Consider the following 26,802-nt stretch of genomic DNA (forward strand, 5'->3'; position numbering starts at 1 on the left):
CAAATTTTCGCCGGAGGGATTTTTTTGCGCAAAGCATTTCGCTTATTTTTCTCGCTGCTTTCGATTGTTACCGCAGTCGGGATTTATTTTACTAATCGGCTTATGTATATGAAGAAAAAAGAGGACGAGTTCATCTTGAACCGCGAACGCGAAGCCGGCAGGATCATCGACACGGATTATGAGTCTCTGAAAAAAAGGGACGTGCTCATTCCATCCCCCTTTGGATACGAGCTTAAGGGCGTCCTTGCCGAGCCGCATGAGACAAACCGTTATGTAATCATCAGCCATGGGGTGACCGAAAACAAATTCAATTCGATTAAATATATGAATTTGTTTTTATCCCGAGGCTTCAATGTGCTGATTTTCGACCATCGCCGCCACGGGGAATCCGGCGGGAAGACGACCAGTTATGGCCACTATGAAAAATTCGACCTAAAAGCTGTCGTGGATTGGCTGAAAAAGGAAATTGGGCCGGGGCTTTTACTTGGGATCCACGGGGAATCGATGGGCGCCGCCACCATGCTTCTTTATGCCGGGATGCTTGAAGATGGCGCGGATTTTTATATTGCCGACTGCCCGTTTTCCGATTTCAAAGAGCAGCTTGCTTACCGGTTAAAAGAAGAGATGAATTTGCCGGGTGGCATGATTTTGCCGCTTGCAGATTTTTTCCTTCGTTTCCGGGACAACTATTCAATTCGCGAGGTTTCTCCGATTTCCGTGATTGATAATATTAGGAACCCAATCCTGTTCATTCATAGCGCCAAAGATGATTTCATTCTCCCGTCGATGACGGAAGCGCTGTACGACAAAAAAAACGGGCCAAAAATGCTGTTTATGGCTGAAAGCGGGCTTCACGCCCAATCATTCAATGAAAATCGGGAACAATATGAAAAAGCAATCGATGAATTTCTCGAAACCTTTGTCAGGCTGCGGAAAACGGAATTGCCGGGCCAATCGTTTTAAATGGAAAATTTTTTAAAAAAATTTGCGTTTTTCTTTCTTACCAACTACCATCAAAGTGAATACATACAAAGGGGGAATATTAAATGTCAAAAGTCCAAATTAAAGTAAATGACAATGGTTCGCTTAGGATTACAGGGGATGTTGAACTTCTTGACGGCCAGGGGAACGTCTATCCGTCAAAGCCCGCTTTCTCGCTTTGCCGCTGCGGCCTGTCCTCAAACAAGCCGTTCTGCGATGGCACGCATAAGGGTCAGTTCGAATCCCAGGTGCGTGTACCGGAAGAAACAGCCGGACAATAATATCTGCCCTTAAAAATTCAAGGCACCTTCCAAATCGGCGGGTGCCTTGTGTTTTGCTTGGCGGTAGCAGATATTGACACGTTTTAGCAGTTCCCCTCGAGGTAAAAGCCAAATAGAGGTGACAGCATGTTTTCCTGGAATGATATGATTACGTTTGTTTGGGCCTTCTTTATCGTTTTGCCTTTAACATCGTTCGTTCATGCCGCCGGACATACTTTCTTTGTCGTCCTTTTTGGGGGCAGGCCCGTATTAACTATGGGCAGGGGGAGAAAACTCTTTTCAGTTGGCACTTTACATGTTCACAGCCTGTACTTTGTCGATGCTTCCTGCCAATATACTAAAATAAAAAATGAATCCCGATGGAAATACGCGCTTATTTATGCGGGAGGCATCTTCTTTAATGCCACCTCCATTTTGGTTGTAAATTCGCTCATCCATCTCGGTATATGGCCGAAACATTTATTTTTTTATCAGTTTGTCTATTTCTCGATCTATTTTATTTTTTTTGCTTTGCTGCCAATCGATTATGGAAAGGACAACCCCAGTGATGGTAAAGCGCTGTACACCGTCCTGAAATATGGGGAAACAATAAGGGAAATTGACTGAGATGATTTAGCCACTAAAAATAACAAAAAGGCCGGGAACCTCTATTATTCTGAGTGGGGTTCCGGCTATTTTTCCTGAAGGTTACGGCTGCCTATAAGGTTAATCCCATCAACTTTGCCGCCCGGCTCCACTCGGCTTCCTTCCTAAAACAAAGATTGCCACGATGATTGCAATTGGTGCGAGCCCAACCAATTTCAATAAGTTATTCGCTCCGAAAAAGTAATAGGCGATTGGCAGGGAAGTGAAAAAACTTATTAAAAGATGGATTCTTGATCTGGCTAAAATGCCGTAAAAGAGGGTTACTATCGCCACTCCCATCGACAGCTGCCACAGGAAAACAATCCAGTTAAACGTTCCGATCTCCATCCCCCGCTTTCAGTCTATTCGGCTCGTCGCTTTTCAAAATGAGCAATGGCAAGGGTTCCGGCAATTATCTCTTCCCCTGTTTTCCGAAAGCCATTTTTCTCGTAAAAACGAACGGCCGGGGTATTCCTGGCGCCAGTTGATACAATTAATCTATTTTCCTGCAGGTTGTTTTGTTCAAGCCTGTGCAAAAGCTGCCGGGCAATCCCTTTCCGGAAATGATCCGGGTGGACCATCAGCCGGTGGAGATCAATCGTTCCGTTTTCTTTTTTAAACGAAATTACTCCGCACAGGCTTCCATTTTCAAAATAGCCATAGAATGTTTCTCCGGACTTCATCAATGTCTCTGCTGTGTCGCTCAAAGGAGGAATCTCGTAAAAGTCAATCAGCTCCGCCTCCACCTGATAGGACGGAATCTGGATTTGCAATACGTCGAGTGCTTCTTTTTCACTCGTAATTTCGATTGGCCTAATCATATCTTTTCCCTTTCTAAACAGCCTCTTCCATTTCCGTCTTTTGCAAATGCGCAAAGTCTTCCTTGAGGATGGCATACATTTTTAAATCCCGGTGTTTCCCTTTGATGAACGCGGCTTTTCTGTTAACCCCTTCAAAGGACATGCCCACTTTTTCCATTACCCTTGCTGAGCCAATGTTTTCGGTGAAGCATCGTGCCTGGATGCGAACAAGCTCCATATGTTCAAAGCCGAATTTAATGAGCGCCGTGGCGGCTTCCGTCGTAATTCCTTTTCCCCACTGCTCCCGGGCAAGGACATACCCGATTTCCGCGCTGTTGTGCCTTGGCTGCCATGATACAAAATCGATTGTTCCAATCATCCTTCCCGTTTCCTTGGACTCAATCGCCCATGGGGCAAGCTGTTTGCTTTCATATTTGCTAAGGACGAAATCGATGAAGGCTCGGGTATCCTCAATCGTGTTATGCCTATCCCATGTCACGTACCTTGCTACCTCTTCATCGGAGCCGTAGGCGAACATGTCCTCGGCATCCTTCATCGCCACTTTCCGCAAAATAAGCCTTTCCGTTTCCAATTTCGGCAAGTCCCCGTAAATCGTTTCAATGTCCATAAAGTACCCACCCTTTGCCTTTTGTTAGAATTATCCTAACAGAGTTTTGGTGGAATTCAAGATGATTTTTAAAAGTCGGGTCAGTCTTTAAAAGGAATTTTTCAGTGTAGTGGACATATCGGCTTGCTTTCGATTACGAATCTATATTTTTCAAGCGCTTCCTCAAAATACTGGAGGATTCTCTTTTCTTTGAATATCACTTTTTCTTCATCAAACAGCCCTCTTCCAAACCGGAATAGCCCTTCCTGTTCCTCATGATGGACTCTAATTATTTCTTTTGGATCGGGGAAAAATTCTCTCCCGATTGGAAATGGAGTATGAAAGCTGAAACGGGTATTTCCATTTTCGATAGTCAAATAATATAGTGAATAATAATCTTTATGGATTTCGTAATTACAGTTCTGGCAACGGTCGATTTCTTTTTTGTACATCCAAAAGTAATCCCATTTGCTTACATACTCAAACTCCCGTTCCGCACACCATTTTTCATAATGCAGCTCGCAATACTGCAATCTGGAAATCCTGTCCGGAAAATCAGGAACGTAAAAATAGAGTTTGCTTATCGGGGATTCCTGCAGTTGCACAATGGTTCATTTTTCAGCTGATAAAACTTTTCTTTCCTTTCCATGTATTCCACTTGCTTTTTACGGGCACGCTTCTCTTTAACTTGCATTTCCTTTGCATACCTGTTCACCCACATGGTCCAAAAGGCCAGCTGAAGGGTCGCCCCGATTACCGCATCTTCCTTATACCATTGAGCCAATAAGTTCCCCCAATGTTCTTCATAGAACTTCTTTGCTATACTCTCGTTGGCTTTTCTCGTTCCAACCGCCATTTTAGTGGCACGGCTCCTCTTTTCTTTCAGCTTTGCCATACGAGTGTTTCTCCATTTGGCGACATTTCCATCGCGTTTTAGCCGGAATGCCTCATAATAATCATACATTGGATAGTGAAGGGTTTTTCCCCACTTTGTAAACGATTCATAATACACTATTTTAAACTTCGATTCTTCGGTCCACCGCAGCCTTTCAGCCCGTGTTATTCCCAGGAACTCCTCCAATGTGGACGGATGGAGGGCAAATGCTTCAGGGTATTTTTTTAAAATCCTCCTTTCCGCCACCTCATTGGCCGCTATTGTCTCAAGAAACCTTTCAATGAGTTCTGGCTTCTTTAATTTTGAAAGAGAGGAATCTTTCGAATCAATTTCCTGGATTAACTGGTCCACCACTAACCTTTTGGCATTTTCTTCGTTAATCAGCATTTTCGCCACTCCTTGTTTTGGTTTTTGAGGAAATGAGTTTGGAAATTTTACAACAGTAAGAGATGGGCTGGTTAACAGTTTTACTTTTAGTGTGATAAGGGTAAGTTTCCAACAGCCAGGCAGGCTCTTGTTACGAACCTGCTTGTCTTTGCCCGGGCGGCGGCTATTTGTCAGCGAGCCGTATGTCGGCGATGTTTTCGATGGGGATGATGCGGGCTGTGCCCGAGGATTCGACAATGTGGAGCTTGTGGGCGAGTTCGTCCCAAAAGTGGATGGTACCGATGCAAATTTCATAGTTGTGGCGGCGGTAGTGGGTAATCGCCACCGCCTGGTTGAATTCCATCGCTTCAGCAAGTGTTTCGTTCATCAATTCGAGCTGCTGCTCGTCGAGTTCCGTTTTTTGTTCGTACGAATCCTCCTTCACCCAGTCTCGGAGCATTTTCACGTGCTCGGGAAGCATCATGGATGTCCATTTTATTCTGCCGCGGTCGCGAATCATCTTCTTCCCCTCTTTCCCGGTTACTTCTTATGGCCGCCGAGCAGTGATGCGCGGTGTTTGGCGGTGCCGGCCGCTGTATACGAAACGGCCCGGAGCAGCGCCCCCGACCCAAAGCGGCTGCGGATACGGTCGACCACATAGCCTAAATCCCTTCTTTTGCCTGCGCCCATGTCAAAAAGGCTCATCTGCAGTTCAACGTCATCGACGATATTTCCAAGCGAAATGGAAATCTGGCGGACGGTTTTTCCAGAATAATGCCGGTGGAACAGCTCCAGGCAGACCTGGTAAATATCCATCGTCACATTTGTCGGCTCGGCAATCGTCTTTGCGCGGTGGAAACCGCCCCCAAATTCATCCTGGCTGTAGCCGATGCCGAGCGTGACTGTCCTGCCTGCCTTCCGGTGCGTCCGTGCCCGGCGCGCCACCTCCTCGCACATTTCGAGGATAACGTGTTTAATTTCTTCCTCGTCCTTGTAATCCCTAAGGAGGATTTGGCTTTTTCCAAAACTGATCTGCCCTTCGATAATCGGCGCGCCCATTTCCGACAAATCGACGCCCCACGCATGGTAATAGAGCTGATTGCCCATGATGCCGAATTTCTTCTCAAGCGTCTCAAGGTCATAGCGGGCAAGCTGGCCAACCGTGAAAATCCCCATTCCATTTAGCGTTTTTTCAACCCGCCGGCCAATTCCCCACATTTCCCGGAGCGGCGAGACGTTCCAAAGCTTTGTTTGGACATCTTCATACGTCCATTCGGCGATTCCGTGCTTCTTGGCCTCAAGGTCAAGGCACAGCTTTGACAGAAGCATATTCGGCCCAATACCGATTGCGCATGGAAGCTGGAATTCCCGTTCAATGTCATCTTTTATTTTTTTCGCGATTGTTTTCGCATCTCCCCAAAGGTTTTCGGCTCCGTCCACTTTGATGAAGCTTTCATCGACACTGTATGTATGGATGGCTTCCTTCGGGACGTAGCGGTGAAAGACACGGCTGATTTCGGTCGATATCCTCAGGAACATGCCCATCTTCGGCTCGACGACCTTGATTTTCGGATCTTTTGGGATTTCAAATTTGCGCGATCCTGTTTTGATGCCAAATTCTTTTTTTAAAAGCGGCGAGGCGGCGAGAACGACGCTTCCTTCCCGCCCTTTGTCGCCGACTACAGCAAGATAGCAGCCAAGCGGATCAAGCCCTTCCATGACTGCCGCGCAGCTGGCGTAAAAGCTCTTCATATCGACGCAAAGAACTTTGTGCCGAGGCAATGTGCTGTAATCGACCATTGGATTCCCCTCCTTCTTTTCCCAAAATAAGAACATCTGTTCCGTATCATTATACCCATATCTTAAGCGAATATGCGTTCGTATTCAATGGAAATTTTACGACAGCCTTTGTAAAAAAAGGGTCCTTTTCCATTTCAGGATGCCATGGAAAAGAGATATAATAGGGCTTGAGGTGCTTTCCATGGACGAAAAACTGGTGAAAAAAATGATAAAAAACTGCCTAAAACAATATTACGGCGAGGAAAGCCAGCCGCTCGGCGAACGAGATGTAAATGACATTTGTGAACGGGTGTATAGGCTGAAAGAAGCAGAACCGGAGGCACATATGCGCGATATTGTAAACGATGTCGTCTATGAATTTTTAACTGGTTGATGAATTGGAAATCAAAAATTTGGTTTTTAATGAGGGGGAGAACGATTGTGAACATTGAAGAAGGTTTTGTGGACGTAACGGGCGGGAAGGTATGGTACCGGCGGGTAAACGGCGCCGCCAACGCCGCGCCATTATTGGTTTTGCACGGAGGGCCGGGTTCTTCCTGCTATGCCTTGCAGCGGCTGGACAAGCTTGCCGAAGATACGGGCAGGGCTGTCGTCTACTATGATCAGCTTGGTGCCGGGCGTTCAAAGGGCCCAACGGATAAAGCGCTATGGAACCTCGACCGCTATGTTCAAGAGCTTGGACAGGTGCGCGAACAATTGGGGCTGGATAAAGTACATATTCTCGGGCATTCATGGGGAACGACATTGCTCGCGGCTTACTTGCTGACAAAGCCGGATGGTGTGAAAAGCGCCATTTTCTCAAGTCCTTGCCTTGACGCACCCCGTTGGGCAAAGGACCAGGAACGCCTTTTAAAAGAGCTGCCGGAAGAAACCCAGGCAGTCATCGCCCGCTGTGAGGCCGAGGGCACGACCGATTCAGAGGAATACCAGCAGGCGATGCGGGTGTTTGCCAAAAACTTCGTCTGCCGAATCGAAATCAGCCCGGAGGAAAGAGAAATGACAACGAAGCTTGCCAACCTGGACGTTTACAACACCATGTGGGGGCCATCCGAATTTTGCGTAACCGGAAACCTGAAGGAATTCGACTGCACGCCAAGGCTCCATGAACTTAGGGTACCATCACTTTTCCTGTGCGGGCGTTATGACGAAGCGACCCCGGAGTCCACGAGTTATTTCAGCAGCCTTGTTCCGGGTGCACAGCTGCATATTTTTGAAAATAGCGCGCATTCGCCTTATCGGGAACAGCCCGAAGAGTATAGGGAAACAGTTGCCGAGTTCCTTGATCAGGCCAAGTTTGCGTCCAGCTAAAAGTAAGAAAATCCCTGTCTTTCTTAAAGGGGATTTCTCTAAAAATGACAAGTGAGGAGAAAAAATGGACCTTAAGTTTGTATCGAACCGTTTTATGGCGTTTGCCGAGAAGGAATGCAAAGGCTCAAGCGCGCTTTACGAACATCTCTCCCGGAAAATTGTCGGCGATCCTGAACTCCTTGAATTAAGTTCGCATGCCAAAAAAGGACAGCCGCTTCCAAATCTTTTGTTTGGTGCTGTTCATTATTTGCTGCTGCAGGGCGCGGACCATCCATTAAGAGGCTTCTATGCGAGCATTGAACAGACACCGCAGCCGGCCGAAGCCTCATTTCCGTATTTTAAAGACTTTTGCCTGGAGAACCGGATGCAAATAATCGAACTCCTCGAAACAAGGCTGGTCCAGACAAACGAAGTAAGGCGCTGCGCCTACCTCTTCCCCCTATTCAATCACATCCACGAACAGGCTGCCCGGCCGCTGGCTCTTATTGAAATTGGCACGAGCGCCGGATTCCAGCTGCTCTGGGACCATTACAGCTATACGTACGGGGATGGCTTCGTCTACGGCAGAGATGGCGCCGAAGTGAAAATCGACGCCGCGGTAAAAGGGGATGCACAGCCGGTTTTAAATAAGCCAATCGCCCCCGTATCCGCCCGCTACGGACTCGATTTGCATATTAATGATGTGACAAAGGACGAGGATTCCCTTTGGATGAAGGCGCTCATCTGGCCTGAGCACCATGACAGGAGGGAATTATTCGAGGGCGCCGTGCTATGCACGAAAGCCAATCGGGAAAAAATCAATTTTATTGAAGGCGATGGCGTGGAGCTCCTTCCGCGACTAGTCGAAAAGATTCCGGAAGACTCGACTATCGTGATATTCCATACGCATGTAGCCAATCAAATGCCGCCTGAAACAAAGCTGCAACTCCTTAAAAATATTGAACAAATCACAAAAAGCCGTGATGTATTCCATCTCTATAACAATATGGATGACGCGAATCTTCATTTGGATTCCTTCATCGGAGGGCAAAAACGCCATCAGCTCGCCGCCATAACCGACGGCCACGGCAGTTGGTTTGAGTGGAAGCTTGAATCAGCAGCTAAGGCCGGGAAAAGTTAAGCACTGCCTGCCGTTTTCTTCTGTGCACAAATTGTAAAAACGCCCATTTCCGGTCAGTGGAATGGGCGTCTTTTATTTAATGAATTATTTTTGGTTAAATGCTTTTTTTCCAAGCCGTTCGAACAGCCGTGGAAACAGCGCGTAAAAGACGCTGCCGGCATTCATCCAGCCGGGCAAATTGATTTCGCGGACCGGCTTGGTCATGCTGTCGACAACTTTTTGGGCAACATATTCCGGTTTCAGCATCCAGCGCTTTACATTTTTCACATAAGACCCGCTCTCATCGGCGATAGTGAAGAAATTGGTTTCAATCGGCCCTGGGTTGACCGAGGTGACATAAACATTGAAATCGGACAGCTCCATCCTCAAGCTGTTTGTATAGCCAAGGACTGCGTGTTTCGTTGCCGAATATACACTCGATTTAGGGGTGGCAATTTTCCCGGCCTGCGAAGCGATATTAATGATATGACCCGAACGGCGAGCCCTCATCTTTGGCAGAACGGCGCCGGTGCAAGCCATCAGGCCAACGACATTGACATCGAACATTGCCTTGATTTCCGCGATATCCGCATCATGCGCCATGCGGAAAATGCCAAAGCCGGCATTGTTGACAAGGATGTCGATGTCGCCCATTTCTTCATAAATATGAACGAATACCGCTTCAATTTCGTCTGTATTTGATACATCAAGTTTATGGACGAGCACCTTGCTGTTGTATGCGGACTCAAGCTCCCCTTTGAGCTTCTCTAGCTTATCAACGCTTCTCGCAAGCAGGGCGAGGTTTGCTCCCTTGGCAGCTGCCTGTCTGGCAATTTCAGCGCCGATTCCTCCCGAAGCGCCGGTAATGACGATCGTTTTTCCTGTCAAACTCCCCACGGCAGTTCACCTCACCTGATTTTAAAATACTTTATTTCCCCATCTTGAACCGGCTCGATTTCACCAAGGGATAGCAAATAATCGACCTGGCCGGCCGTTTCGGACAAGGTAAGGCCAAGTTCGCGTTCAAATGCGGCGGGGAACAGCTGCCGACATAAATCAAACACCGTTTTCGGCCCGTCCTCAAGCATTTTCTTCACATTTATTGCCCGTTCGTGCTGGCGAGTAAGCCTTCTTTCAATCAGTTCAGGTAGCCTCGAAACAGTTGCCCCATGTCCGGTATACACAAGCCCGACCGGATAATCGCGCAGTTTTGCGAGCGAACGGTTGTATTGAAGCTGTGGGCGCGGGCGCTCAATTCCTTTGGCAATTGGCGGTTCGAGCAAAGGGTTCGGTGAAATATGGGCGATTATATGGTCGCCTGCAAGAAGCACCCCATCCTTTTCCCTGTAGAGAGCGATATGGCTTTGCGCATGGCCCGGTGTCTCGATAACCTGCCAGTCCGGCAATCCAGGAGGATTATCCCCTTCGAAAAGTTCTTCGGTAAGAGACCGGTTGCAGGAATATTTAAGCGATTTCTTCAGCTGGCCAGCAAGCCTGTGATACGTTTCCGGGATTCCGAACTCATTGAACAGCCCCAGGTAAAAGCGGTCATGCATAGCCATGAATTCATCGGTACGGTTGATCCATCTTTCATTTAAAGGATGCCCATACACCTCCAGTGATTTTGGAAAATAATCAAGAAGCCCGGCATGATCTGGGTGATCATGGGTCAAGACAACCATTTCAATATCCTCCGGGGCGAGGCTGAGGTCGGAAAGCTGGAATTTCAATGAATCCCAGGCCTCATCCGTTTTCGGCCCCACGTCGACAAGTGCGAGCCTGTCGCCTTTTACTGCGTATACATTAACATCACCAACCGCAAACGGGGTTGGCAGCGTGATTTTCGCGATTGTTCCATTCCATTCAGCCATGTCTATTCCCTCACAACATTAGTTTCAAATAAAGACCCGCAAATTCGGCGGACACCTTTTCTTCAAGTTTACCGATTCAGGCACATATTGTCATTAGTTCCGCATAATTACACGATGCTTGGCGCTCCTCCGAATAGAACAACCTCCCTCGAGAGACGGTATACTCCAACAGTATTCCTTTTGGAACATGCCAAATTTTATACATTCTAAAAGGCGGCACGGGATATTGCCCAGCTTTACTCCTCTTCCTCTTTAGACGTCCCTAAAATGGTACAATGGAGGAAAAGCCCAACGGAGATTATGCGATGCTAATTTTTTTATTATCCCTTAGTTTGTTCATTTGGATTGTATTCCTAATCGATGCGGTAATAGGATTTAAAACGCTTGACCGGCTTGAGGACGAACCTCCTCTTCGGGACGGTCCCCTTCTATCTGTCGTTGTAGCGGCGAAAAATGAAGAAGTGCATATAAGAAAGAGCGTTCTCAGCCAATTGCGCCAAACTTACAGAAATGTTGAATGGATTCTTGTCAATGACCGTTCGACCGACGGGACCGGAGGGGTAATGGAAGAGTTAAAAACGGTTGACTCCAGGGTCCGGGTCTTACATATTACCGATTTGCCCGAAGGCTGGCTCGGAAAAAACCATGCGCTTTACAAAGGCTATCTTTCCGCTAAAGGCGACCGGATTTTGTTCACCGACGCCGATGTTGAGTACAAGGAAGAGGCTTTCGCCAAGGCGCTCGGTTATTTCGAAAGGAACAAACTTGACCATATGACCGCGGCGCCGAATATGAAAGCAAATGGCTTTTGGCTAAAATCATTCGTCGCCTTTTTCCTGTTCGGCTTTTCGTATTACAAACGGCCCTGGGCGGCAAACAATCCGAAGTCAAAAAACGGGATCGGCATCGGCGCCTTCAATCTCGTTTCGAAAGAAGGTTACGAATCGTTCGGAACCCATGAAACGATTAAAATGAGGCCAGATGATGACCTTCAGCTCGGCATGAAAATGAAGCAGGCCGGGAGGAAACAGCGAATTGTCAGCGCCCTGGACATAATGGAGGTTGAGTGGTACCCAACACTCGGCGAGGCATTGGAGGGGCTCGAGAAAAACACCTTTGCCGGCCTTCATTACCGCCTGTCGATGGTCGCCTTCGCGGTACTCGGCACGTTTGCCTCACAGGTACTGCCATTTTTCACGTTATTTGTCCCTGATAGGCAAATTTTCATGTTAAGCATTGGAAATATCGTTGGGATTGTCGCGCTTTATCTGCTTGTTTTGAAAAAAATGACCCGTTTCTCTCCCGTACTGTTCATTGCCTTTCCGCTGACGGCGTCCATCTTCATTTACAGCATCATCCGGGCAAGCTACCTGACTTTCAGGCGCGGCGGAATCATATGGCGGGGAACAAAGTACAGCCTGAAGGAATTGCGCAAGCCGTAAATTTTATAAATAAGGAAATGCTTTGCTATACTAAATGTGGCAACTAAAGATACTTCATTTCAAGTGAAGCACAGGATACGTCCCCTGCTTCATTCGTCTTACTAAGGAGGCTGGATTTGATGGGAGCAAAGTTGTTTACTCCTTTTACTGTTAAAGGGGTTACGTTGAAGAACAGGATTGTGATGTCGCCGATGTGCATGTATTCATGCCCGAATGAGGATGGCATGGTCGAGAACTGGCATCGGACTCATTATGCGAGCAGAGCTGTCGGACAGGCAGGCCTGATCATCATCGAGGCAACAGCGGTGACGCCGCAGGGCAGGATTTCCCCGAACGACCTTGGCATTTGGAACGATGACCATATCCAAGGCCTGAAGGAACTCGCCGGTCTCGTTAAGGAACACGGCTCGGCCATTGGGATCCAACTTGCCCATGCGGGGAGGAAAGCTGTCCTTGAAGGTGAAATCATTGCGCCATCCGCGCTTGCATTTAATGAAAAATCGAAAACTCCAAAAGAAATGACCAAACAGGAGATTGATGAAACAATCGAGGCCTTCAGGAAAGCGGCGGAGCGTTCCAAAAAGGCCGGCTTGGATGTGATTGAACTCCATGGGGCCCATGGCTACCTGATTAATGAATTCCTTTCTCCTCTTTCGAACAGGCGAACAGATGAGTATGGCGGATCTGCGGAAAACCGCTATCGATTCCTCCGTCAAATTATTGAAGCAGTCAACACGGTTTGGGACGGCCCGCTGTTTGTAAGGGTCTCCGCCCACGATTACGACGAGGATGGCCTGACTCCCGAGGATTATGTCCAGATTGCGAAATGGATGAAAGAGCAAGGCGTCGATTTGATTGACGTAAGTTCTGGCGCTGTTGTACCTGCCAGAATCAACGTCTACCCAGGGTACCAGGTGAAATATTCAGAGATGATCCGCGAGGGAGCCGGAATTGCTACCGGCGCAGTGGGCCTCATTACATCGGGCATACAGGCCGAAGAAATACTGCAAAATGAACGTGCGGACCTCATCCTGATCGGCCGAGAATTCCTGCGGGATCCATATTGGCCTCGAACCGCGGCAAAAGAGCTTGGAGTCGAAATCGAACCGCCAAAGCAATACGAACGCGGCTGGAAATAATCATATACAACAAACAGGGCGCCCTTCCGCAAAGGAAAGGCGCCCAGTCATTTAATTATATAATCTTTCAGCTTCAAAGTCGGTTTTTGATTTTAAATAGAGCCCGTATTTCGCAAGCCCGATGGCAATCGCTGACAGGAAAACATTGAAGGCTGCCACGAAAAACGCCAGCCCACCCAAGTCAAGGAAAAATCCAAAAACAATCCCGGCCAATGCGCTTATGCCCAATATGTATAAAAAATGGACTCTTGGAAAAAAGAAACTGATAATGCCGCTGACTAGTAAAACTAATGAACCCATAATAAAAATAAACGTTCCAATGAGGATAAATGCTTCCACGAAAGTCCCTCCCAGATGTAATCTTCCCTATCCTCTACCCCTTCCTTCCAAAAGTTAAGCAGGCATTTGTGAGTTTTTGAGGTTTTTCGTAAAAACAAGAGGTATATCATAAATTCAAACAACTTTGGTTGTTTCGTCCCCCAGAAGAGCAAACTAAGCGTTAGCTACTAGCCGGAAGGAGGATGGCCGTGGAATTTCCTGTCATACATACGAACGTTTGGGATACGGTTATCGCAGTCCCGACAATTATGGTAATCACCCAAATCCTTAAACTGTATTTTAGGATTCCGAAAGAATACGTTCCAGCAGTGGCGGTCATTGCCGGCATTCTGTTTTCCGTCCTAATCAGCCACCCTTTTAGCCTGCTTTCCGGATTGTTCATGGGCTGGTTTTACGGATATGCCGCGATAGGCAACTATGCAGCAATGAAAACAGCATGGAAGGCGTACAGGAAAAATAGCTAAGTTTTAATAAGAGCCTTTGCTGAGAGTGATAGGGATCATTTTTATAAAAAGAACCCGGCTCATTAATGGGCAGGCACTTTAAGGCTGATGCAAAGGTAAAACAATTTCCTTAAAATCTTCCGCCAAATCTGTACTTTCGAAGAACCCACGCGCCTCCTCGAGAAGCTCCCTTGATGCATGGCGATCGTAGCGGGAGCTTATATGGGTCAGGCAAAGCTTTTTAGCACCGGCTTTTATTGCCACTCCGGCAGCCTGGGCGGTCGTTGAATGGAAATATTCATGTGCCATTGCTTCTTCGCCAGCAGCGAACGTCGCTTCATGGACGAGAAGGTCGGCATCCTTTGCAAGGCGGATTGCATTTTCGCAATAGCGGGTATCGCCAAGGATGGCCACAATCCGTCCTTTTTGGCGGGGGCCAAGGTAGTCGGAAGGATCGAGGATTGAGCCATTCTCAAGCGTTACCTTTTCGCCGCTTTTAATCTTTTTATAAATCGGGCCGGGGGGAATCCCCGCTTCTTCAAGCTTGCCCGCGAGCAATGTGCCCGGCCGGTCGGCTTCTGTAATCCGATAGCCGTATGAGGTTATGCCGTGGTCAAGAAGAAGAGCTTCGACCCTGAATTGTCCATCATCAAAAACAACCCCTTCTTCTATTTCAGTGATCTTGAGCGGATATTTTAAATACGAACCGCTGATTGACAGGCTTGTTTTAAGATAAAGTTCAATCCCCTTTGGGCCGAAAACCTCAACCTCTGAATCCCCTCCCTGGAAAGAGCGGCTTGAAAGAAGCCCGGGAAGGCCATAAATATGGTCACCGTGCAGGTGGGTAATGAATATTTTTTCAATTCGGCGCGGCTTTAGGGATGTATGTAGGATTTGATGCTGGGTAGCCTCCCCGCAGTCAAACAACCAGACGCTTCCTCGCTCATCAAGTAGCTTCAGCGCCATGGATGTCACGTTCCGAAGCTTCGCGGGAATGCCTGCGCCTGTTCCAAGGAATAATAATTCCAATGTAAAAACCTCTTTCTTTCCGAAAAAATCTTTCCCCTGACCGCTATGATTGGCGCGGGTGAAGGCTTATAGACTGTTTTTTTATTACTATACCATACTTCACAGATGATGCCCCCCTTATACGATGTGGCTTCCAAATGGCAAATGGATTGCGAATCATTTGCTAAATATTGAAAAAACGGCTACACTTTTGTATTTGTATAGACATTAAGGATCTTTTCGTAAAGGAGTTATCTTCTTTGTCACAAAATGGAGAACAAAAATCATTGATTATCATATTCGGAGGGACGGGCGACCTTGCGAATCGAAAGCTTTATCCTTCCTTGTACAGGCTCTTCCGAAAAGGCCTTTTATCGGAACGGTTTGCGGTGATTGGGGTAGCCAGGAGATCGCTCACAATCGAGCAATTTCAGGAAAATGTGAAAAATTCCGTCCTTGAAGCCGGCGAAAACGGCCAAAGTATCGGCCAATTCGCTTCCCACTTCTATTACCATTCACACGATGTCACAGACCATGCTTCATACGCGACATTGAAACAGATGGCGGAAGATTTGGATCATCATTATGGGCTAGGCGGCAACAGAATTTTTTACCTGGCAATGGCGCCCGAATTTTTTGGCCCAATCGCCCTTCATCTTAAAAGTGATGGCCTGACGGACGTACCTGGTTTCAAACGGCTTGTTATTGAAAAGCCATTCGGCCATGACCTTGAGTCGGCCATGGAACTCAACGGGCAAATACGCACGGCCTTCAATGAGGATGAAATTTACCGGATTGACCATTATCTCGGAAAGCAGATGGTCCAGAATATAGAAGTCATCCGTTTTGCAAACGCGCTTTTTGAGCCGCTCTGGAACAACCGGTATATCTCAAACATTCAGATTACATCGAGCGAGACACTTGGTGTCGAGGAGCGCGGACGCTATTATGAAACAAGCGGCGCTCTAAGGGATATGGTCCAAAACCATATGCTGCAGATGGTGGCGCTGTTGGCAATGGAGCCACCGATCAAGCTGACCACAGATGAAATCCGCTCTGAAAAAATTAGGGTCTTCCGCTCCCTCCGTCCAATCGAAGGCGAGGAAGTATCCAAGTATTTCGTCCGCGGACAGTACGGTGCCGGTATGTTGGACGGCATAGAAGTGCCCGCCTACAGGGACGAATCGAATGTTGATAAGAACTCCAATACGGAAACCTATGTGGCGGGGAAAGTTATGATCGACAACCAGCGCTGGGCCGGAGTTCCATTCTATATCAGAACAGGGAAACGGCTTGGTGCCAAATCGACGAAGATCGTCGTTCAGTTCAAGGATATTCCAATGAACTTGTATTACCAGCCTGATAAACCACTGAATCCGAACCTGCTCGTCATCCACATTCAGCCTGAGGAAGGAGTCACGCTTCACTTGAACGCCAAAAAGGCGGGCCAGGGTATGGATGCGACAGAAGTGAAATTAAGCTACGCCAATAACTCGGTTAATGAAATGAACACACCGGAAGCGTATGAATTGCTTCTATACGACTGCATGCGTGGTGACGCGACAAATTTCGCTCACTGGGATGAGGTTGCCCTCTCGTGGAGATTTGTGGACAAGATTTCCGATATGTGGGAAAGTACGAAAGACGAAACCTTCCCGAACTACGAGCCGGGTACAAGGGGACCTGCCGCGGCAGAAGAGCTTCTAGCAAAGGACGGCTTTTTCTGGTGGCGCGTACGGGACCTGAAAGTGGAAAGATGCTAGGACCGGAGGGGAACATATGAAAATTCATGATATTACCGCACCGATATTTGAAGGAATGCCAGTTTATAAAAACAAGCCTGAAAAACAACCGAAGCTTGAAACAGTCACGAATGGCCATGTAACCGAATCAAGGCTTAGCCTTGACTTGCATACAGGTACGCATATTGATGCGCCGCTCCATATGATCAATAATGGGAAAACCTTTGAAACTATTTCGATTGAGGAGCTTGTGAGAAGTTGCAAGGTATTCGACATGACCCAGGTGGAGGACAGAATTACCGCTGGGGACCTAGAAGGGCTCAATATTGAAAAAGGAGATTTTGTCCTATTTAAAACAAAAAACTCCTTTGATGAAGAATTCAATTTTGACTTTATTTTTGTCGCCAGTGACGCTGCCGAACGGCTTGCAGAAATCGGGGTTGTCGGCGTCGGAGTTGATGCGCTTGGGATAGAACGCGCCCAGGAAGGCCATCCAACCCATAAAGCGTTGATGGGACAGGATATCATCATTATTGAAGGGCTCCGCCTGAAAGATGTTGAACAAGGGGAATATTTCATGGTGGCCGCGCCGCTCAAGCTGAAGGGCACGGATGCCGCCCCGGCTAGGATATTGTTATTAGAGGGCATTAATTGATCAGCCCGCATTGTTTTGAACAAAATGCGCAAGCGCCTTCGCGACAAGCAAAAGGCCGCTTGTCCCTGCGATGATTATTCTAAGGAGCTTTCCTTAGTGGTCAGCCCCGACAAGCTTAAGACGGGGCCCGCAGGACGGGCCTGCCCTCCGGAGGGAACCGGCTTAAGACCTCGAGGGGCTAGGACGCTCCTCGAAAATCCTCAATTATGCTAACGCATAATTTCGTGCGAGGATTATTCTTGGAAGCTTTCCTTGTGCTATCGCTTTTTCTTCGTGCGAGGATTATGCTTCCGAAGCTTACTCTTGTGGAGCTGGATTACAATAACTTATTTCGAGTTATCCAAAAGGTTCCATTTTAAAATTTCCTAGACAAAAATAAATGCCGCCCGGGTGTGGGCGGCATTTTTAATTGCTGATTTTCCAGCTCAAGTTATCTATTCAACTTTATTCTCTTCTTGGATTCCGGGTTTGAACCCGCGCAGAAAATCCTTGTTGAAGCTTGTTTCCGTTCCTTTATTAGGATCGGGTTCATTCAAAGAGCCCGCATTGGAAATGATGTTTTTCCCATATTTCTCTTTTAACACGGAAAGGGTTTTATAAAGCGGTTCCTTCTTTGCTTCCTTTTCATAGGAAAATAAATCGAGCTGTTTGACAGCCTCTTCCGCTCCTGCCAAATCCGCCCCAGTAATGCCGAGCAGCCTAACGGGATCACCGTTCCAGTTCGTTGCAAGGAGATGTTTGGCTAAATCCAGTATTTCTTCCTTTGTGGCTACTGGATTCGCAAGCTTCCTGCCGCGGTTAACCGTTTTCCTGTCCTTGTAGCGGATTGTGATGGAAAGTGAATTGGCAACAACCTGTTTCCTTTTCAGCCTCGATGCAACTTTATCCGCTAGGCCGTCAAGCACCTTAAAAAGCTCATGCTGATTTGCGATATCCCTCGGCAGAGTCGTGGAATTGCCGATGCTTTTGAAATCGGATACGGAATCAGGGTCCACATGCCGCGGGTCATTTCCATTCGCACGATCTTTCAGCCTTTGTCCGTTGATCCCAAGGAGCATCTTCAGCTGAATTTCATTGGCGGAAGCCAGCTCCCCGATTGTTTCGATTCCGATCCCTTTCAGCTTTTCGGCTGTTTTCGCTCCCACCCCGTGCATATCGCTGACTGGCCTTGGCCAAAGAATTGTGGGGACATCCCGTTTCCGGAGCACAGTGATTCCCATCGGCTTTTTCATGTCCGAAGCGGTTTTGGCGAGGAATTTGTTCGGCGCGATCCCAATGCTGCAAGGCAGGTCGAGCTGCGCCATAATCCGCTTCTGGATTGTCATCGCGATCTCAAGCGGGCTCCCAAGTTCATAGCTTTCTGTAATATCCATATATCCTTCGTCAATCGATACCGGTTCGACTAGCTGGGTAAATTGGGCAAGTATCTCAAACATCGCCTTTGAGGCTGCCCGGTAACGGTCAAAGTTCGGCCGCATGACAATCAGCTGCGGGCAAAGCTTTTTCGCCTCCCATAGGGGCATCGTCGTCCTGACTCCCATCTTTCTCGCTTCATAGCTGCATGTCACAATAATTCCGCGCCGTTCCTCTGGATTGCCGGCGATGGCCAGGGGTTTCCCCTTCAGGGATGAATCATGTGCTGCTTCCACCGATGCATAGAAACTGTTCATATCCACATGCAAAATAACCCTGCCCTTTTTCGGATACATCTCCTTCACGGCCATCACCCCCATCCCTTCATCTCTTAGTTTAACAAAAACAAGGTTTTGCCGCATCCCATCGGACAGCCGCTCAATTTTCTGATGAAGTTGTTTTTTGGCCGCCTATTTTGTACTATAAACGAAACGTACGAACATAGAATACGTCAAATGAATATAGCTGTATATTCCAGCAAGGAAGTGATCGTTATGAGAAAGTGGATCGCTGTAATTGCCGCGCTTTTCCTTTTGGGAGGCTGCGCGATTGGCGACAATACAAAACAGGACAAAGATACAAATCAATCCTTTGATGGCGATAAGGGACAAGATCGTTCAGATTCAGGGAAAACCCCGAATAAGGATGGGGCGGAATCCGGAGATGGAGGCAAATCCGGTTCGGGAACCGACAAAGAAGGAAACGATGATGGAACGGGAAATCCAATCCAAACAGCAGCCTACCTGCCCACTCCCAATCAAATAAAAATATTTAGAGGAACCGGTAATGAATATGCATCCGAAGTTGAAAGGGTATTTTCCAAGGAAGGAGAGTTCATTGCATCGGTAACTGAAAACGGAGGAACAAGTGTCCTCAGGATTTATCAGGTTAATAAAGAGGGAATATCGATTGTATATGAAGAGCCTGAATACTGTTCCGAAAATCCACCCGATATCGCAATGTTCAAACCGGCTTTTAAATCGAGGCTCATTTTGCCAGGGCAGCTTAGGCTCAATCAACAATTTGATGGATGGACCGTCAAGGATTTGAATGCCACCGTCACAGTGCCATACGGGAAAGTTTCCAAGGCAATCATCCTTGAAAAAATCGGCGAGGATGGAAGCATCGTCCAAAACAGCTGGGCCCCGGGGCTGGGGATTGTTAAGAAATCCTTTTATTTCAAAGACGCTTCTGGCAACGAAACGAGTGTAACGACGGAACTCGAAAGCATCGAACCGGGAAATTGGTAAGCTCCGCGCGCTATAGGTACATCATAAAGTCTAGGTTTAAGGATGCGAAAATGAACATCCAATTAAACAAATCCTAAATAAAATAATGGGGAGCCCGGCATGTAAGCCAGGCCCCCCCTTTTTGCATGGGAATTATTGATTTGCCACTTCTTCGACAATTGCAACCGTCATTTCAGCAAGCTTGCCTAGTTCTTCAATCGGCATCCGCTCATTTGTTGTATGGATTTCCTCATAGCCCACTGCAAGGTTGACAGTTGGGATTCCAAATCCGGCAATAACGTTCGCGTCACTGCCTCCACCGCTTTGCTGGAGCTCACAGCCTCGGCCTATCTTTGCCGCCGCCTTCCTTGCTACCTCGACAACATGATCGCCCGCTCCAAACTTGAAACCGGGATACATGACATTTATTTCAACTTCTGCCCTGCCACCCATCTGTTCGGCAACCGTTTCAAAGGCTTCCTTCATCTTCGCCGCCTGTGCTTCCATTTTTTCAGGAACGAGCGAACGTGCTTCCGCCAGGATATCTACCCGGTCAGCAACAATATTCGTTGCCTGGCCGCCGGCAAACCGGCCAATATTCGCAGTCGTTTCGCTGTCAATCCTGCCAAGCGGCATTTTTGCAATCGCCTTCGCTGCAATTGTAATCGCTGAAACGCCCTTTTCAGGTGCGACCCCAGCGTGCGCGGTTTTTCCGTAAATTACCGCGCTGATTTTTGCCTGCGTAGGGGCGGCAACGACCACGTTGCCAACCTTCCCGTCGCTATCAAGCGCATAGCCATATTTGGCGGTTATTTTCGATGGATCCAGCGCCTTTGCGCCCATTAGCCCAGACTCTTCCCCAACGGTGATAATAAACTGGATTTCTCCATGGGGAATGGATTGTTCCTTAAGGACTCGAATCAATTCAAACATGGCGGCAAGCCCTGCTTTGTCATCCGCGCCAAGGATTGTCGATCCGTCCGTCACAACATAGCCATCCTTGATTGAAGGCTTTACTCCATTTCCGGGAGTGACAGTGTCCATATGGCTCGTAAAATAAATCGGGTCCACCCCATCTTTTGTGGCCGGCAAGGTGCAAATCAGGTTCCCTGCCCCGTGCCCGGTAATGGAGGTGGTGTCATCTTCATAAACATCCAATCCAAGCGTGCTGAACTTGTCTTTCAGCACCTTTGCGATTACCGCCTCGAATTTTGTTTCGGAATCGATTTGGACAAGCTCTAGAAATTCATTCAACAACCGTTCGCTGTTAATCATCCATAAAACCTCCGTCAACTAAATATGTACTCGCTATATTAGTATACCTTTCCTGGTGTTCCATCATCAACATTCCGATTTACAGCGGGATGTTTCCATGTTTTTTCGCAGGGCGGGTTTCTTGCTTGTTTTTGAGCATTTCAAGAGCCTGTACGAGCTTGATCCTCGTTTCCCGAGGGTCGATGACATCGTCGACCATTCCCCTCGCGGCCGCCACGTATGGGTTTGCGAATTTTTCGCGGTATTCTTCAATTTTTTGCTGGCGGACCTTTTCCGGGTCAGGGCTGTTTTCGATTTCTTTTGCAAAAATAATGTTCGCGGCACCCTGCGGCCCCATGACGGCGATTTCCGCATTCGGCCATGCGAAAACGAGATCGGCGCCGATAGATTTACTGTTCAGCGCCACATACGCACCCCCATATGCCTTCCTTAAAATAACCGTCAGCTTAGGCACTGTCGCTTCTGAATAAGCGTACAAAATTTTTGCTCCGTGGCGGATGATTCCCCCGTGTTCCTGCTTTACTCCCGGGAAAAAGCCTGTAACGTCTTCAAACGTAATAATCGGGATATTGAAAGAATCACAGAACCGTATAAACCGGGAAGCCTTATCCGATGAGTCGATATCCAGCCCGCCGGCCATAACCTTTGGCTGATTGCAGACAAGGCCGACCGTATCCCCTTTGATTCTAGCCAGGCCGACGACAATGTTTTTCGCGAAATCACGGTGGATTTCCATGAAGCTGCCCTCATCAACAACATGATTGATGACAACCCGCACATCATACGGCCTGATCGGGTCGAACGGGATGCAGTCAACGAGGTCTGGCCGGTAGTCATCACCTGTTTTTCCCTCATCAACATGCGGAGGCTTTTCCTGTGAATTTTGCGGAAGATAGCTTAATAGCTTCCGCACGGATTCGAGAACCTCCTCCTCTGTTTTCCCCATAAAATGGGCGTTTCCCGATATCGAGTTATGTACTTTCGCACCACCTAGATCCTCTGGGGAAATTTTCTCGCCTGTAACGGTTTCGATTACCTTTGGGCCAGTAATGAACATTTGGCTTGTTCCTTCCACCATGAAAACGAAGTCCGTAATCGCCGGGGAATAGACCGCTCCACCCGCGCATGGGCCCATAATGACGGAAATTTGCGGGATTACTCCGGAATAAATCGCATTCCGGTAAAAAATATGCCCATAGCCGTCGAGTGAAACAACCCCCTCCTGGATTCTCGCTCCGCCCGAGTCGTTAAGCCCAATCACCGGGGCCCCCGTATTGGCTGCCAGGTCCATCACATGCGCGATTTTCTTTGCGTGCATTTCGCCGAGTGCGCCGCCAAAAACTGTGAAGTCCTGAGAAAATACATAAACAGGCCTGCCGTTGATTTTACCATAGCCTGTCACAACCCCGTCACCCGGGCCTTTCTGCCTGTCCATTCCAAAATCGGTCGTCCTGTGCTCGATGAATGGATTGAGTTCGACGAACGTTCCTTCATCAACGAGAATGTTAATCCTTTCCCTCGCTGTCAGCTTCCCTTTTGCATGCTGCCGGGCAATTTTTTCATCGCCGCCGCCCATTTCAATCTCACGGCGTTTATCATAAAGTTCATTAATTTTTTCAAAAATATCAGCCATCTATTTCCCCATCCCTTTCTTCTCGCAAAACTCGTATAAAACTCCGCCGGTTGATTTTGGATGCATGAAAGCAACCTGGGCACCGCCAGCGCCCGGCTTTGGTTCGTCCTGGAGCATCCGGATTCCGCTTTCTTTCATTTCATTAATCCTGTCTTTAATGGAAGAAACGCCGAAAGCAACATGATGGATGCCTTCTCCCCTTTTTTCAATATGCTTTGCAATCGCGCTTTCCGATGAGGAAGGTTCCAGAAGCTCGAGCTTTGTCCCTCCTGCATCAAGGAACGCAACAATAACCTTCTCGCTCTCCACTTCTTCAATCGCCAAAAGCTGGAGCTTCAGGACATCCGTATAAAAAGGAAGCGCTTCCTTAAGTGATTTGACCGCGATCCCGATATGGTCCACTTTCTTGATCATATGTTCATCCCCTTTGTATAACCTGGCAGTCCGCTTTAACAACAGCCAACGGTTTCCCCTAAAAATTCGACAATTATTGTATTCTCCTAAAAGTGTCATAAATCCTTCCCAATTTGCAAGGTTGTCCATCACCCTTTTTCCCGGTACAATAATAGTATCCCATAACTCATTAAGGGAGGAGAAATCATATGAATAACCGCAAGGCCAGAAAGTTAATCGTCTACCTGATGCTGTTCGCGATGCTCGCATCGACACTCCTAATCGGATTATCTTCATTCTTATAAAAAAGCGGTAATGCCCGTCAATAGCCGTTGCTGGCATGCTGCGGCAGGGTTTGTAGCTAGGCAACCATTTTTTAGTTTTGAAAAGGAAAGGGACCGCCCATTATTGGACGGTCCCTTTTGCCTATTGGATGGCCCCATATTCAATTCCCAATTCCGCAAAAGGCTGATTGGAGGTTGTGATCAAAATTTTCGTGCCGAGCGGAATGAAGGGATAGAGCGATTCAATTCCTTCATTTTGCAGCCTTATGCAGCCCTCTGACACATACTTTCCGATTGATGAGGGATCGTTTGTGCCATGGAGCCCGTATATCCTGCCATCCGTGCCTTTCGCGTCAAAGCCGATCCATCTCGTGCCGAGCGGATTTGCCGGGTTTGAACCAGGGATATCCTTCTTGCGGTAATACGGGTTTTCGGCCTTAACCGTAATGGTAAACAGCCCTTCCGGAGTCAGGCCGGCGCTTTTCCCCGTACCGACGGAAAGAACAGTCTGAATCCTGTTGTCGTCAATAAACGCCATTTCGTTTGTCTTTTTATTGACGATGATGAAAGTATCGCCCGGGAGCGGATTCGGCCCAAGCGGCCAAATTGGAGAAACAAATAGGACAGATAAAAGCACAGCAAGAAAATTTGCCATACAAACCACCCTTGCCATTTTTCTCTAGTTTGCGCCAACCGTCCCGCTTCGATTCCCCTTTTTCGTCCCCTTTATCCCTTTAAAAGAACTTTTTATAAGAAGGTAATCCTCAAGCTCATTGACCATTTGGACAACCGCGGCCCTAGCTACAAATTCCTCCCTCGTATCCGGAAGCTTCATCACTTCGTACTCTTTCTTCAATTTCCTCAATTTATCAAGATAAATGTACGCCGTATTGCCGGGGTTGATATTCATGTATAGCTCTTCAATAAAATCGGCCATCATCCTGCCTTGCTCAACCGAATGCGTAAGCGAAGCCGAGATAGGCAATAGCCTCTCAATGATTTCAAATTGTTTTTCCCTCATCGTAAAATAATGATAATAGTGGTTTTCTTCACGGAGCAGATGGTTCTCGACATCACGGAAAGAAAGCGATTTCGCTTCATTCAAAAGCCTCGCGGTTTCGGAAATTTCCTTTCCATCCCATGTGCTTTCATTCGTCCGCAGGTATTCGGCCATTTCCATAAAAATTTTCCTGAAGTTGTCTTCTATTTGATTAGCGTATTCATACAACTTTTTTTCAAGGCTTGGCATATACAGATTCATCAAAAGCGCCACCCCTATCCCGACCATAATGACGATAAGCTCATTCAAAACAATATCCTTTGAAATATGGCCCGCTGAATAAATATGAAGGATGATGACTGAACTTGTCACAACTCCATCCCGGGCTCTTAGCATTACAATAGTGGGAATAAAGAAAAATAGCATTAAACCTATGACGAGAGGATGGTAGGCAATCGCCTCGAAAAAAAGCGCGGAAAACGGCATTGCTACAATACAGGCGAGAAACCTGTCCCATGCGGCCCTAAGCGATTTTCTTTTCGTCGGTTTGATACAGAGGATGGTCAGGATTGCAGCAGAAGCAAAGTTATGAACCCCCAGCTGCTGTGCGATAATGATGGATGCTGCGGTTCCGATGGCGGTTTTGGCCGTCCTGTAGCCAATCCTGTAGTTCATAGGCTTATCCCTCCCTGCCACAAAAGCAAATGAAAAAGATGATCATAGCGACCATCTTTTCCTAGCATATCCTCATTAAAGCATTTTTTGCAAGAATTCCTGAGCCCTTTTACTTTTTGGGTTTGAAAAGAATTGCTCTGGTGCCGCATCCTCGACCAATACTCCACCATCGAGGAACAGCACCCGATCGGCAACCTCACGTGCAAAGCCCATTTCGTGGGTGACGATCGCCATGGTCATCCCGGTATGCGCCAACGACTTCATGACATCAAGAACTTCCTTAACCATTTCAGGGTCAAGTGCGGATGTCGGTTCGTCGAACAGCATGACATTCGGTTTCATCGCAAGCGCCCTTGCAATCGCGACCCTCTGCTTTTGCCCACCGGAAAGGCGGCCAGGGTACTCTCCCGCTTTTTCAAACAGGCCTACCCGCTCAAGAAGTTCATAGCCAATTTTTTCAGCTTCCGCTTTCGATAGTCCTTTTACCTTCATCGGCCCGTATGTTAAATTTTGCAAGACCGTCTTATGAGGGAACAAATGAAAATGCTGGAATACCATGCCGACATTTTCACGGACTTTATTAATATTTGTCTTCTTGTCTGTAATCTCGCTTGAACCAATCCAGATGCGCCCGCTTGTAGGAACCTCGAGCATATTCATGCAGCGCAGGAACGTCGACTTCCCGGAACCCGATGGCCCGATAATCGCGACAACCTCGCCTTCTTTAATGGAAGTCGTAATGCCTTTTAAAACCTCAAGCTTTCCAAAATTTTTGCGCAAATCCTCAACTTTAATCACCGCGCCTCATCCTCCTTTCAACCAGCTTGCCAAGGAAGGTCAAAATGATGACCATGAGATAATAGATTAAACCGGCAACGATAAGAGGTTCAAAGTAGGAATAATGCTGGGCCCCGACTTGGTAGGATCGGCGCATAATATCCATGACACCGATTGTTGTAACAATCGCTGATTCCTTGGTGAGGGTAATGAATTCATTCATAAGTGCAGGCAGAATATTTTTCAGCGCCTGCGGCAGGATGATATCCCACATCATTTGCCTGTATGGAACGCCAAGCGCCAGGGCAGCTTCCCTCTGTCCTTTATCGACCGCAAGGATCCCTGCCCTGATGATTTCTGAAATATACGCTGCGGAGTTAAGGGCGAATGAAATGATGGCCGCTGTATAAGGCTCAATCTGAAATCCGAGGATTTGAGGGGAGCCAAAATAGATGATCATCAACTGGAGGACGAGCGGCGTGCCCCTGAAAATACTTGTATAGGCATCCGCCAGCCAACCAAGCGGCTTAATTGAACTGATTTTAAAAAGCGATAAAACAATGCCGAATGCGAATCCGAGTATTCCCGCGAGTAAAACAATCCGCAGTGTAACAAAGATTCCTTCCAATATATACGGAATAGAGGGGACAATTTGCCCAAAATCCAATTCCATCCTAAAAACCATTCCTCTCTGCTTTAACTGGAAAAACGTTCAGAGAGGAC

General features: G+C 47.5%; 32 protein-coding genes. 13 read left to right on the forward strand and 19 right to left on the reverse strand.

Features of this window, described 5'->3' with window-relative positions:
- Positions 1-24 precede the first annotated feature (24 nt).
- The 3 genes from V1499_RS14195 (at position 25) to V1499_RS14205 (ending at position 1,868) form a co-directional block, all read left to right on the forward strand.
- Complete coding sequence (locus V1499_RS14195) at positions 25-963, forward strand: alpha/beta hydrolase (RefSeq protein WP_409270550.1); 939 nt, start codon at positions 25-27, stop codon at positions 961-963.
- Positions 964-1,046: 83 nt separating this feature from the next.
- A complete protein-coding gene (locus V1499_RS14200) occupies positions 1,047-1,262 on the forward strand; it encodes a CDGSH iron-sulfur domain-containing protein (RefSeq protein WP_409270551.1) in 216 nt (71 codons plus the stop codon).
- A gap of 126 nt (positions 1,263-1,388) precedes the next feature.
- Positions 1,389-1,868, forward strand: coding sequence for a hypothetical protein (locus V1499_RS14205; RefSeq protein WP_409270552.1), 480 nt, complete (start codon positions 1,389-1,391; stop codon positions 1,866-1,868).
- A gap of 108 nt (positions 1,869-1,976) precedes the next feature.
- Here the strand turns inward: V1499_RS14205 and V1499_RS14210 are convergent, their stop codons facing one another.
- The 7 genes from V1499_RS14210 to V1499_RS14240 all read right to left on the reverse strand — a co-directional run bounded on the left by V1499_RS14210 (position 1,977) and on the right by V1499_RS14240 (position 6,354).
- Positions 1,977-2,234: a hypothetical protein gene (locus V1499_RS14210; RefSeq protein WP_409270553.1), complete on the reverse strand. Its 258-nt coding sequence runs from the start codon at positions 2,232-2,234 to the stop codon at positions 1,977-1,979.
- A 14-nt stretch (positions 2,235-2,248) separates the two neighbouring features.
- Positions 2,249-2,707: a GNAT family N-acetyltransferase gene (locus V1499_RS14215; protein ID WP_409270554.1), complete on the reverse strand. Its 459-nt coding sequence runs from the start codon at positions 2,705-2,707 to the stop codon at positions 2,249-2,251.
- A 13-nt stretch (positions 2,708-2,720) separates the two neighbouring features.
- Positions 2,721-3,314, reverse strand: a complete 594-nt coding sequence (locus tag V1499_RS14220; RefSeq protein ID WP_409270555.1) for a GNAT family N-acetyltransferase — start codon at positions 3,312-3,314, stop codon at positions 2,721-2,723.
- 101 nt (positions 3,315-3,415) lie between these two features.
- On the reverse strand, positions 3,416-3,826 hold the full coding sequence (locus V1499_RS14225; protein WP_409270556.1) for a hypothetical protein: 411 nt from the start codon (positions 3,824-3,826) through the stop codon (positions 3,416-3,418).
- Between the two features lie 47 nt (positions 3,827-3,873).
- Positions 3,874-4,575, reverse strand: coding sequence for a hypothetical protein (locus V1499_RS14230; protein ID WP_409270557.1), 702 nt, complete (start codon positions 4,573-4,575; stop codon positions 3,874-3,876).
- 163 nt (positions 4,576-4,738) lie between these two features.
- Positions 4,739-5,074 carry a YolD-like family protein gene (locus tag V1499_RS14235; protein WP_409270558.1) on the reverse strand — a complete coding sequence of 112 codons (336 nt, stop codon included), beginning with the start codon at positions 5,072-5,074 and terminating at the stop codon, positions 4,739-4,741.
- A gap of 20 nt (positions 5,075-5,094) precedes the next feature.
- Positions 5,095-6,354: a DNA polymerase thumb domain-containing protein gene (locus tag V1499_RS14240; protein WP_409270559.1), complete on the reverse strand. Its 1,260-nt coding sequence runs from the start codon at positions 6,352-6,354 to the stop codon at positions 5,095-5,097.
- A 181-nt stretch (positions 6,355-6,535) separates the two neighbouring features.
- Between V1499_RS14240 and V1499_RS14245 the strand changes: the two genes are divergently transcribed.
- From V1499_RS14245 to V1499_RS14255, 3 genes are all read left to right on the forward strand, one after another.
- Entirely contained in the window at positions 6,536-6,727 is a 192-nt protein-coding gene (locus V1499_RS14245) for a YqzH family protein (RefSeq protein ID WP_409270560.1), read from the forward strand.
- Positions 6,728-6,774: 47 nt separating this feature from the next.
- Positions 6,775-7,662, forward strand: a complete 888-nt coding sequence (locus tag V1499_RS14250; protein WP_409270561.1) for a proline iminopeptidase-family hydrolase — start codon at positions 6,775-6,777, stop codon at positions 7,660-7,662.
- A 64-nt stretch (positions 7,663-7,726) separates the two neighbouring features.
- The gene (locus V1499_RS14255) at positions 7,727-8,782 is read left to right on the forward strand and encodes a DUF2332 domain-containing protein (protein WP_409270562.1); all 1,056 of its coding nucleotides are present in this window, start codon (positions 7,727-7,729) and stop codon (positions 8,780-8,782) included.
- 84 nt (positions 8,783-8,866) lie between these two features.
- Here V1499_RS14255 and V1499_RS14260 read toward each other — a convergent pair whose 3' ends face one another.
- Together V1499_RS14260 and V1499_RS14265 are read right to left on the reverse strand one after the other, a co-directional pair.
- Positions 8,867-9,658 (reverse strand): SDR family NAD(P)-dependent oxidoreductase, encoded by a 792-nt coding sequence (locus V1499_RS14260; RefSeq protein ID WP_409270563.1) that lies wholly within the window; start codon positions 9,656-9,658, stop codon positions 8,867-8,869.
- A gap of 11 nt (positions 9,659-9,669) precedes the next feature.
- Positions 9,670-10,632 (reverse strand): MBL fold metallo-hydrolase, encoded by a 963-nt coding sequence (locus V1499_RS14265; protein WP_409270564.1) that lies wholly within the window; start codon positions 10,630-10,632, stop codon positions 9,670-9,672.
- A 305-nt stretch (positions 10,633-10,937) separates the two neighbouring features.
- Here V1499_RS14265 and V1499_RS14270 point away from each other — a divergent pair, with 305 nt between their 5' ends.
- Together V1499_RS14270 and namA are read left to right on the forward strand one after the other, a co-directional pair.
- The gene (locus V1499_RS14270; protein ID WP_409270565.1) at positions 10,938-12,074 is read left to right on the forward strand and encodes a glycosyltransferase; all 1,137 of its coding nucleotides are present in this window, start codon (positions 10,938-10,940) and stop codon (positions 12,072-12,074) included.
- A 119-nt stretch (positions 12,075-12,193) separates the two neighbouring features.
- Positions 12,194-13,213: an NADPH dehydrogenase NamA gene (gene namA, locus V1499_RS14275; RefSeq protein ID WP_409270566.1), complete on the forward strand. Its 1,020-nt coding sequence runs from the start codon at positions 12,194-12,196 to the stop codon at positions 13,211-13,213.
- A gap of 51 nt (positions 13,214-13,264) precedes the next feature.
- On the opposite strand, the gene V1499_RS14280 is transcribed toward namA, so the two are convergent.
- Positions 13,265-13,552 (reverse strand): hypothetical protein, encoded by a 288-nt coding sequence (locus V1499_RS14280; RefSeq protein WP_409270567.1) that lies wholly within the window; start codon positions 13,550-13,552, stop codon positions 13,265-13,267.
- A gap of 188 nt (positions 13,553-13,740) precedes the next feature.
- Here V1499_RS14280 and V1499_RS14285 point away from each other — a divergent pair, with 188 nt between their 5' ends.
- Positions 13,741-14,016: a hypothetical protein gene (locus V1499_RS14285; protein WP_409270568.1), complete on the forward strand. Its 276-nt coding sequence runs from the start codon at positions 13,741-13,743 to the stop codon at positions 14,014-14,016.
- A gap of 78 nt (positions 14,017-14,094) precedes the next feature.
- Here V1499_RS14285 and rnz read toward each other — a convergent pair whose 3' ends face one another.
- The gene (gene rnz / locus V1499_RS14290; protein ID WP_409270569.1) at positions 14,095-15,024 is read right to left on the reverse strand and encodes a ribonuclease Z; all 930 of its coding nucleotides are present in this window, start codon (positions 15,022-15,024) and stop codon (positions 14,095-14,097) included.
- A 239-nt stretch (positions 15,025-15,263) separates the two neighbouring features.
- Between rnz and zwf the strand changes: the two genes are divergently transcribed.
- Both zwf and V1499_RS14300 read left to right on the forward strand, forming a co-directional pair.
- Positions 15,264-16,766, forward strand: a complete 1,503-nt coding sequence (gene zwf / locus V1499_RS14295) for a glucose-6-phosphate dehydrogenase (RefSeq protein ID WP_409270570.1) — start codon at positions 15,264-15,266, stop codon at positions 16,764-16,766.
- A 16-nt stretch (positions 16,767-16,782) separates the two neighbouring features.
- Positions 16,783-17,400: a cyclase family protein gene (locus V1499_RS14300; protein WP_409270571.1), complete on the forward strand. Its 618-nt coding sequence runs from the start codon at positions 16,783-16,785 to the stop codon at positions 17,398-17,400.
- A gap of 434 nt (positions 17,401-17,834) precedes the next feature.
- On the opposite strand, the gene V1499_RS14305 is transcribed toward V1499_RS14300, so the two are convergent.
- The gene (locus V1499_RS14305; protein ID WP_409270572.1) at positions 17,835-19,118 is read right to left on the reverse strand and encodes a DNA polymerase IV; all 1,284 of its coding nucleotides are present in this window, start codon (positions 19,116-19,118) and stop codon (positions 17,835-17,837) included.
- A 189-nt stretch (positions 19,119-19,307) separates the two neighbouring features.
- On the opposite strand from V1499_RS14305, the gene V1499_RS14310 reads away from it, so the two are divergent.
- On the forward strand, positions 19,308-20,063 hold the full coding sequence (locus V1499_RS14310) for a hypothetical protein (protein WP_409270573.1): 756 nt from the start codon (positions 19,308-19,310) through the stop codon (positions 20,061-20,063).
- Positions 20,064-20,195: 132 nt separating this feature from the next.
- On the opposite strand, the gene V1499_RS14315 is transcribed toward V1499_RS14310, so the two are convergent.
- From V1499_RS14315 to mce, 3 genes are all read right to left on the reverse strand, one after another.
- Complete coding sequence (locus V1499_RS14315; protein ID WP_409270574.1) at positions 20,196-21,317, reverse strand: M20/M25/M40 family metallo-hydrolase; 1,122 nt, start codon at positions 21,315-21,317, stop codon at positions 20,196-20,198.
- Between the two features lie 79 nt (positions 21,318-21,396).
- Entirely contained in the window at positions 21,397-22,950 is a 1,554-nt protein-coding gene (locus V1499_RS14320; RefSeq protein ID WP_409270575.1) for an acyl-CoA carboxylase subunit beta, read from the reverse strand.
- Entirely contained in the window at positions 22,951-23,364 is a 414-nt protein-coding gene (gene mce / locus V1499_RS14325; RefSeq protein ID WP_409270576.1) for a methylmalonyl-CoA epimerase, read from the reverse strand.
- Positions 23,365-23,552: 188 nt separating this feature from the next.
- Here mce and prli42 point away from each other — a divergent pair, with 188 nt between their 5' ends.
- Positions 23,553-23,648, forward strand: a complete 96-nt coding sequence (prli42, locus tag V1499_RS14330; protein WP_409270577.1) for a stressosome-associated protein Prli42 — start codon at positions 23,553-23,555, stop codon at positions 23,646-23,648.
- Positions 23,649-23,769: 121 nt separating this feature from the next.
- Here the strand turns inward: prli42 and V1499_RS14335 are convergent, their stop codons facing one another.
- The 4 genes from V1499_RS14335 to V1499_RS14350 form a co-directional block, all read right to left on the reverse strand.
- Positions 23,770-24,282, reverse strand: a complete 513-nt coding sequence (locus V1499_RS14335) for a L,D-transpeptidase (RefSeq protein ID WP_409270578.1) — start codon at positions 24,280-24,282, stop codon at positions 23,770-23,772.
- A 24-nt stretch (positions 24,283-24,306) separates the two neighbouring features.
- Entirely contained in the window at positions 24,307-25,302 is a 996-nt protein-coding gene (locus tag V1499_RS14340) for an aromatic acid exporter family protein (RefSeq protein WP_409270579.1), read from the reverse strand.
- 75 nt (positions 25,303-25,377) lie between these two features.
- The gene (locus tag V1499_RS14345) at positions 25,378-26,100 is read right to left on the reverse strand and encodes an amino acid ABC transporter ATP-binding protein (protein ID WP_409270580.1); all 723 of its coding nucleotides are present in this window, start codon (positions 26,098-26,100) and stop codon (positions 25,378-25,380) included.
- Positions 26,093-26,752 carry an amino acid ABC transporter permease gene (locus tag V1499_RS14350; RefSeq protein ID WP_409270581.1) on the reverse strand — a complete coding sequence of 220 codons (660 nt, stop codon included), beginning with the start codon at positions 26,750-26,752 and terminating at the stop codon, positions 26,093-26,095. The genes V1499_RS14345 and V1499_RS14350 overlap by 8 nt, the downstream gene beginning before the upstream one ends.
- Positions 26,753-26,802 lie beyond the last annotated feature (50 nt).

It is taken from the genome of Neobacillus oceani (genome assembly GCF_046237595.1).
Classification (GTDB): Bacteria; Bacillota; Bacilli; order Bacillales; family Cytobacillaceae; genus Bacillus_D; species Bacillus_D oceani.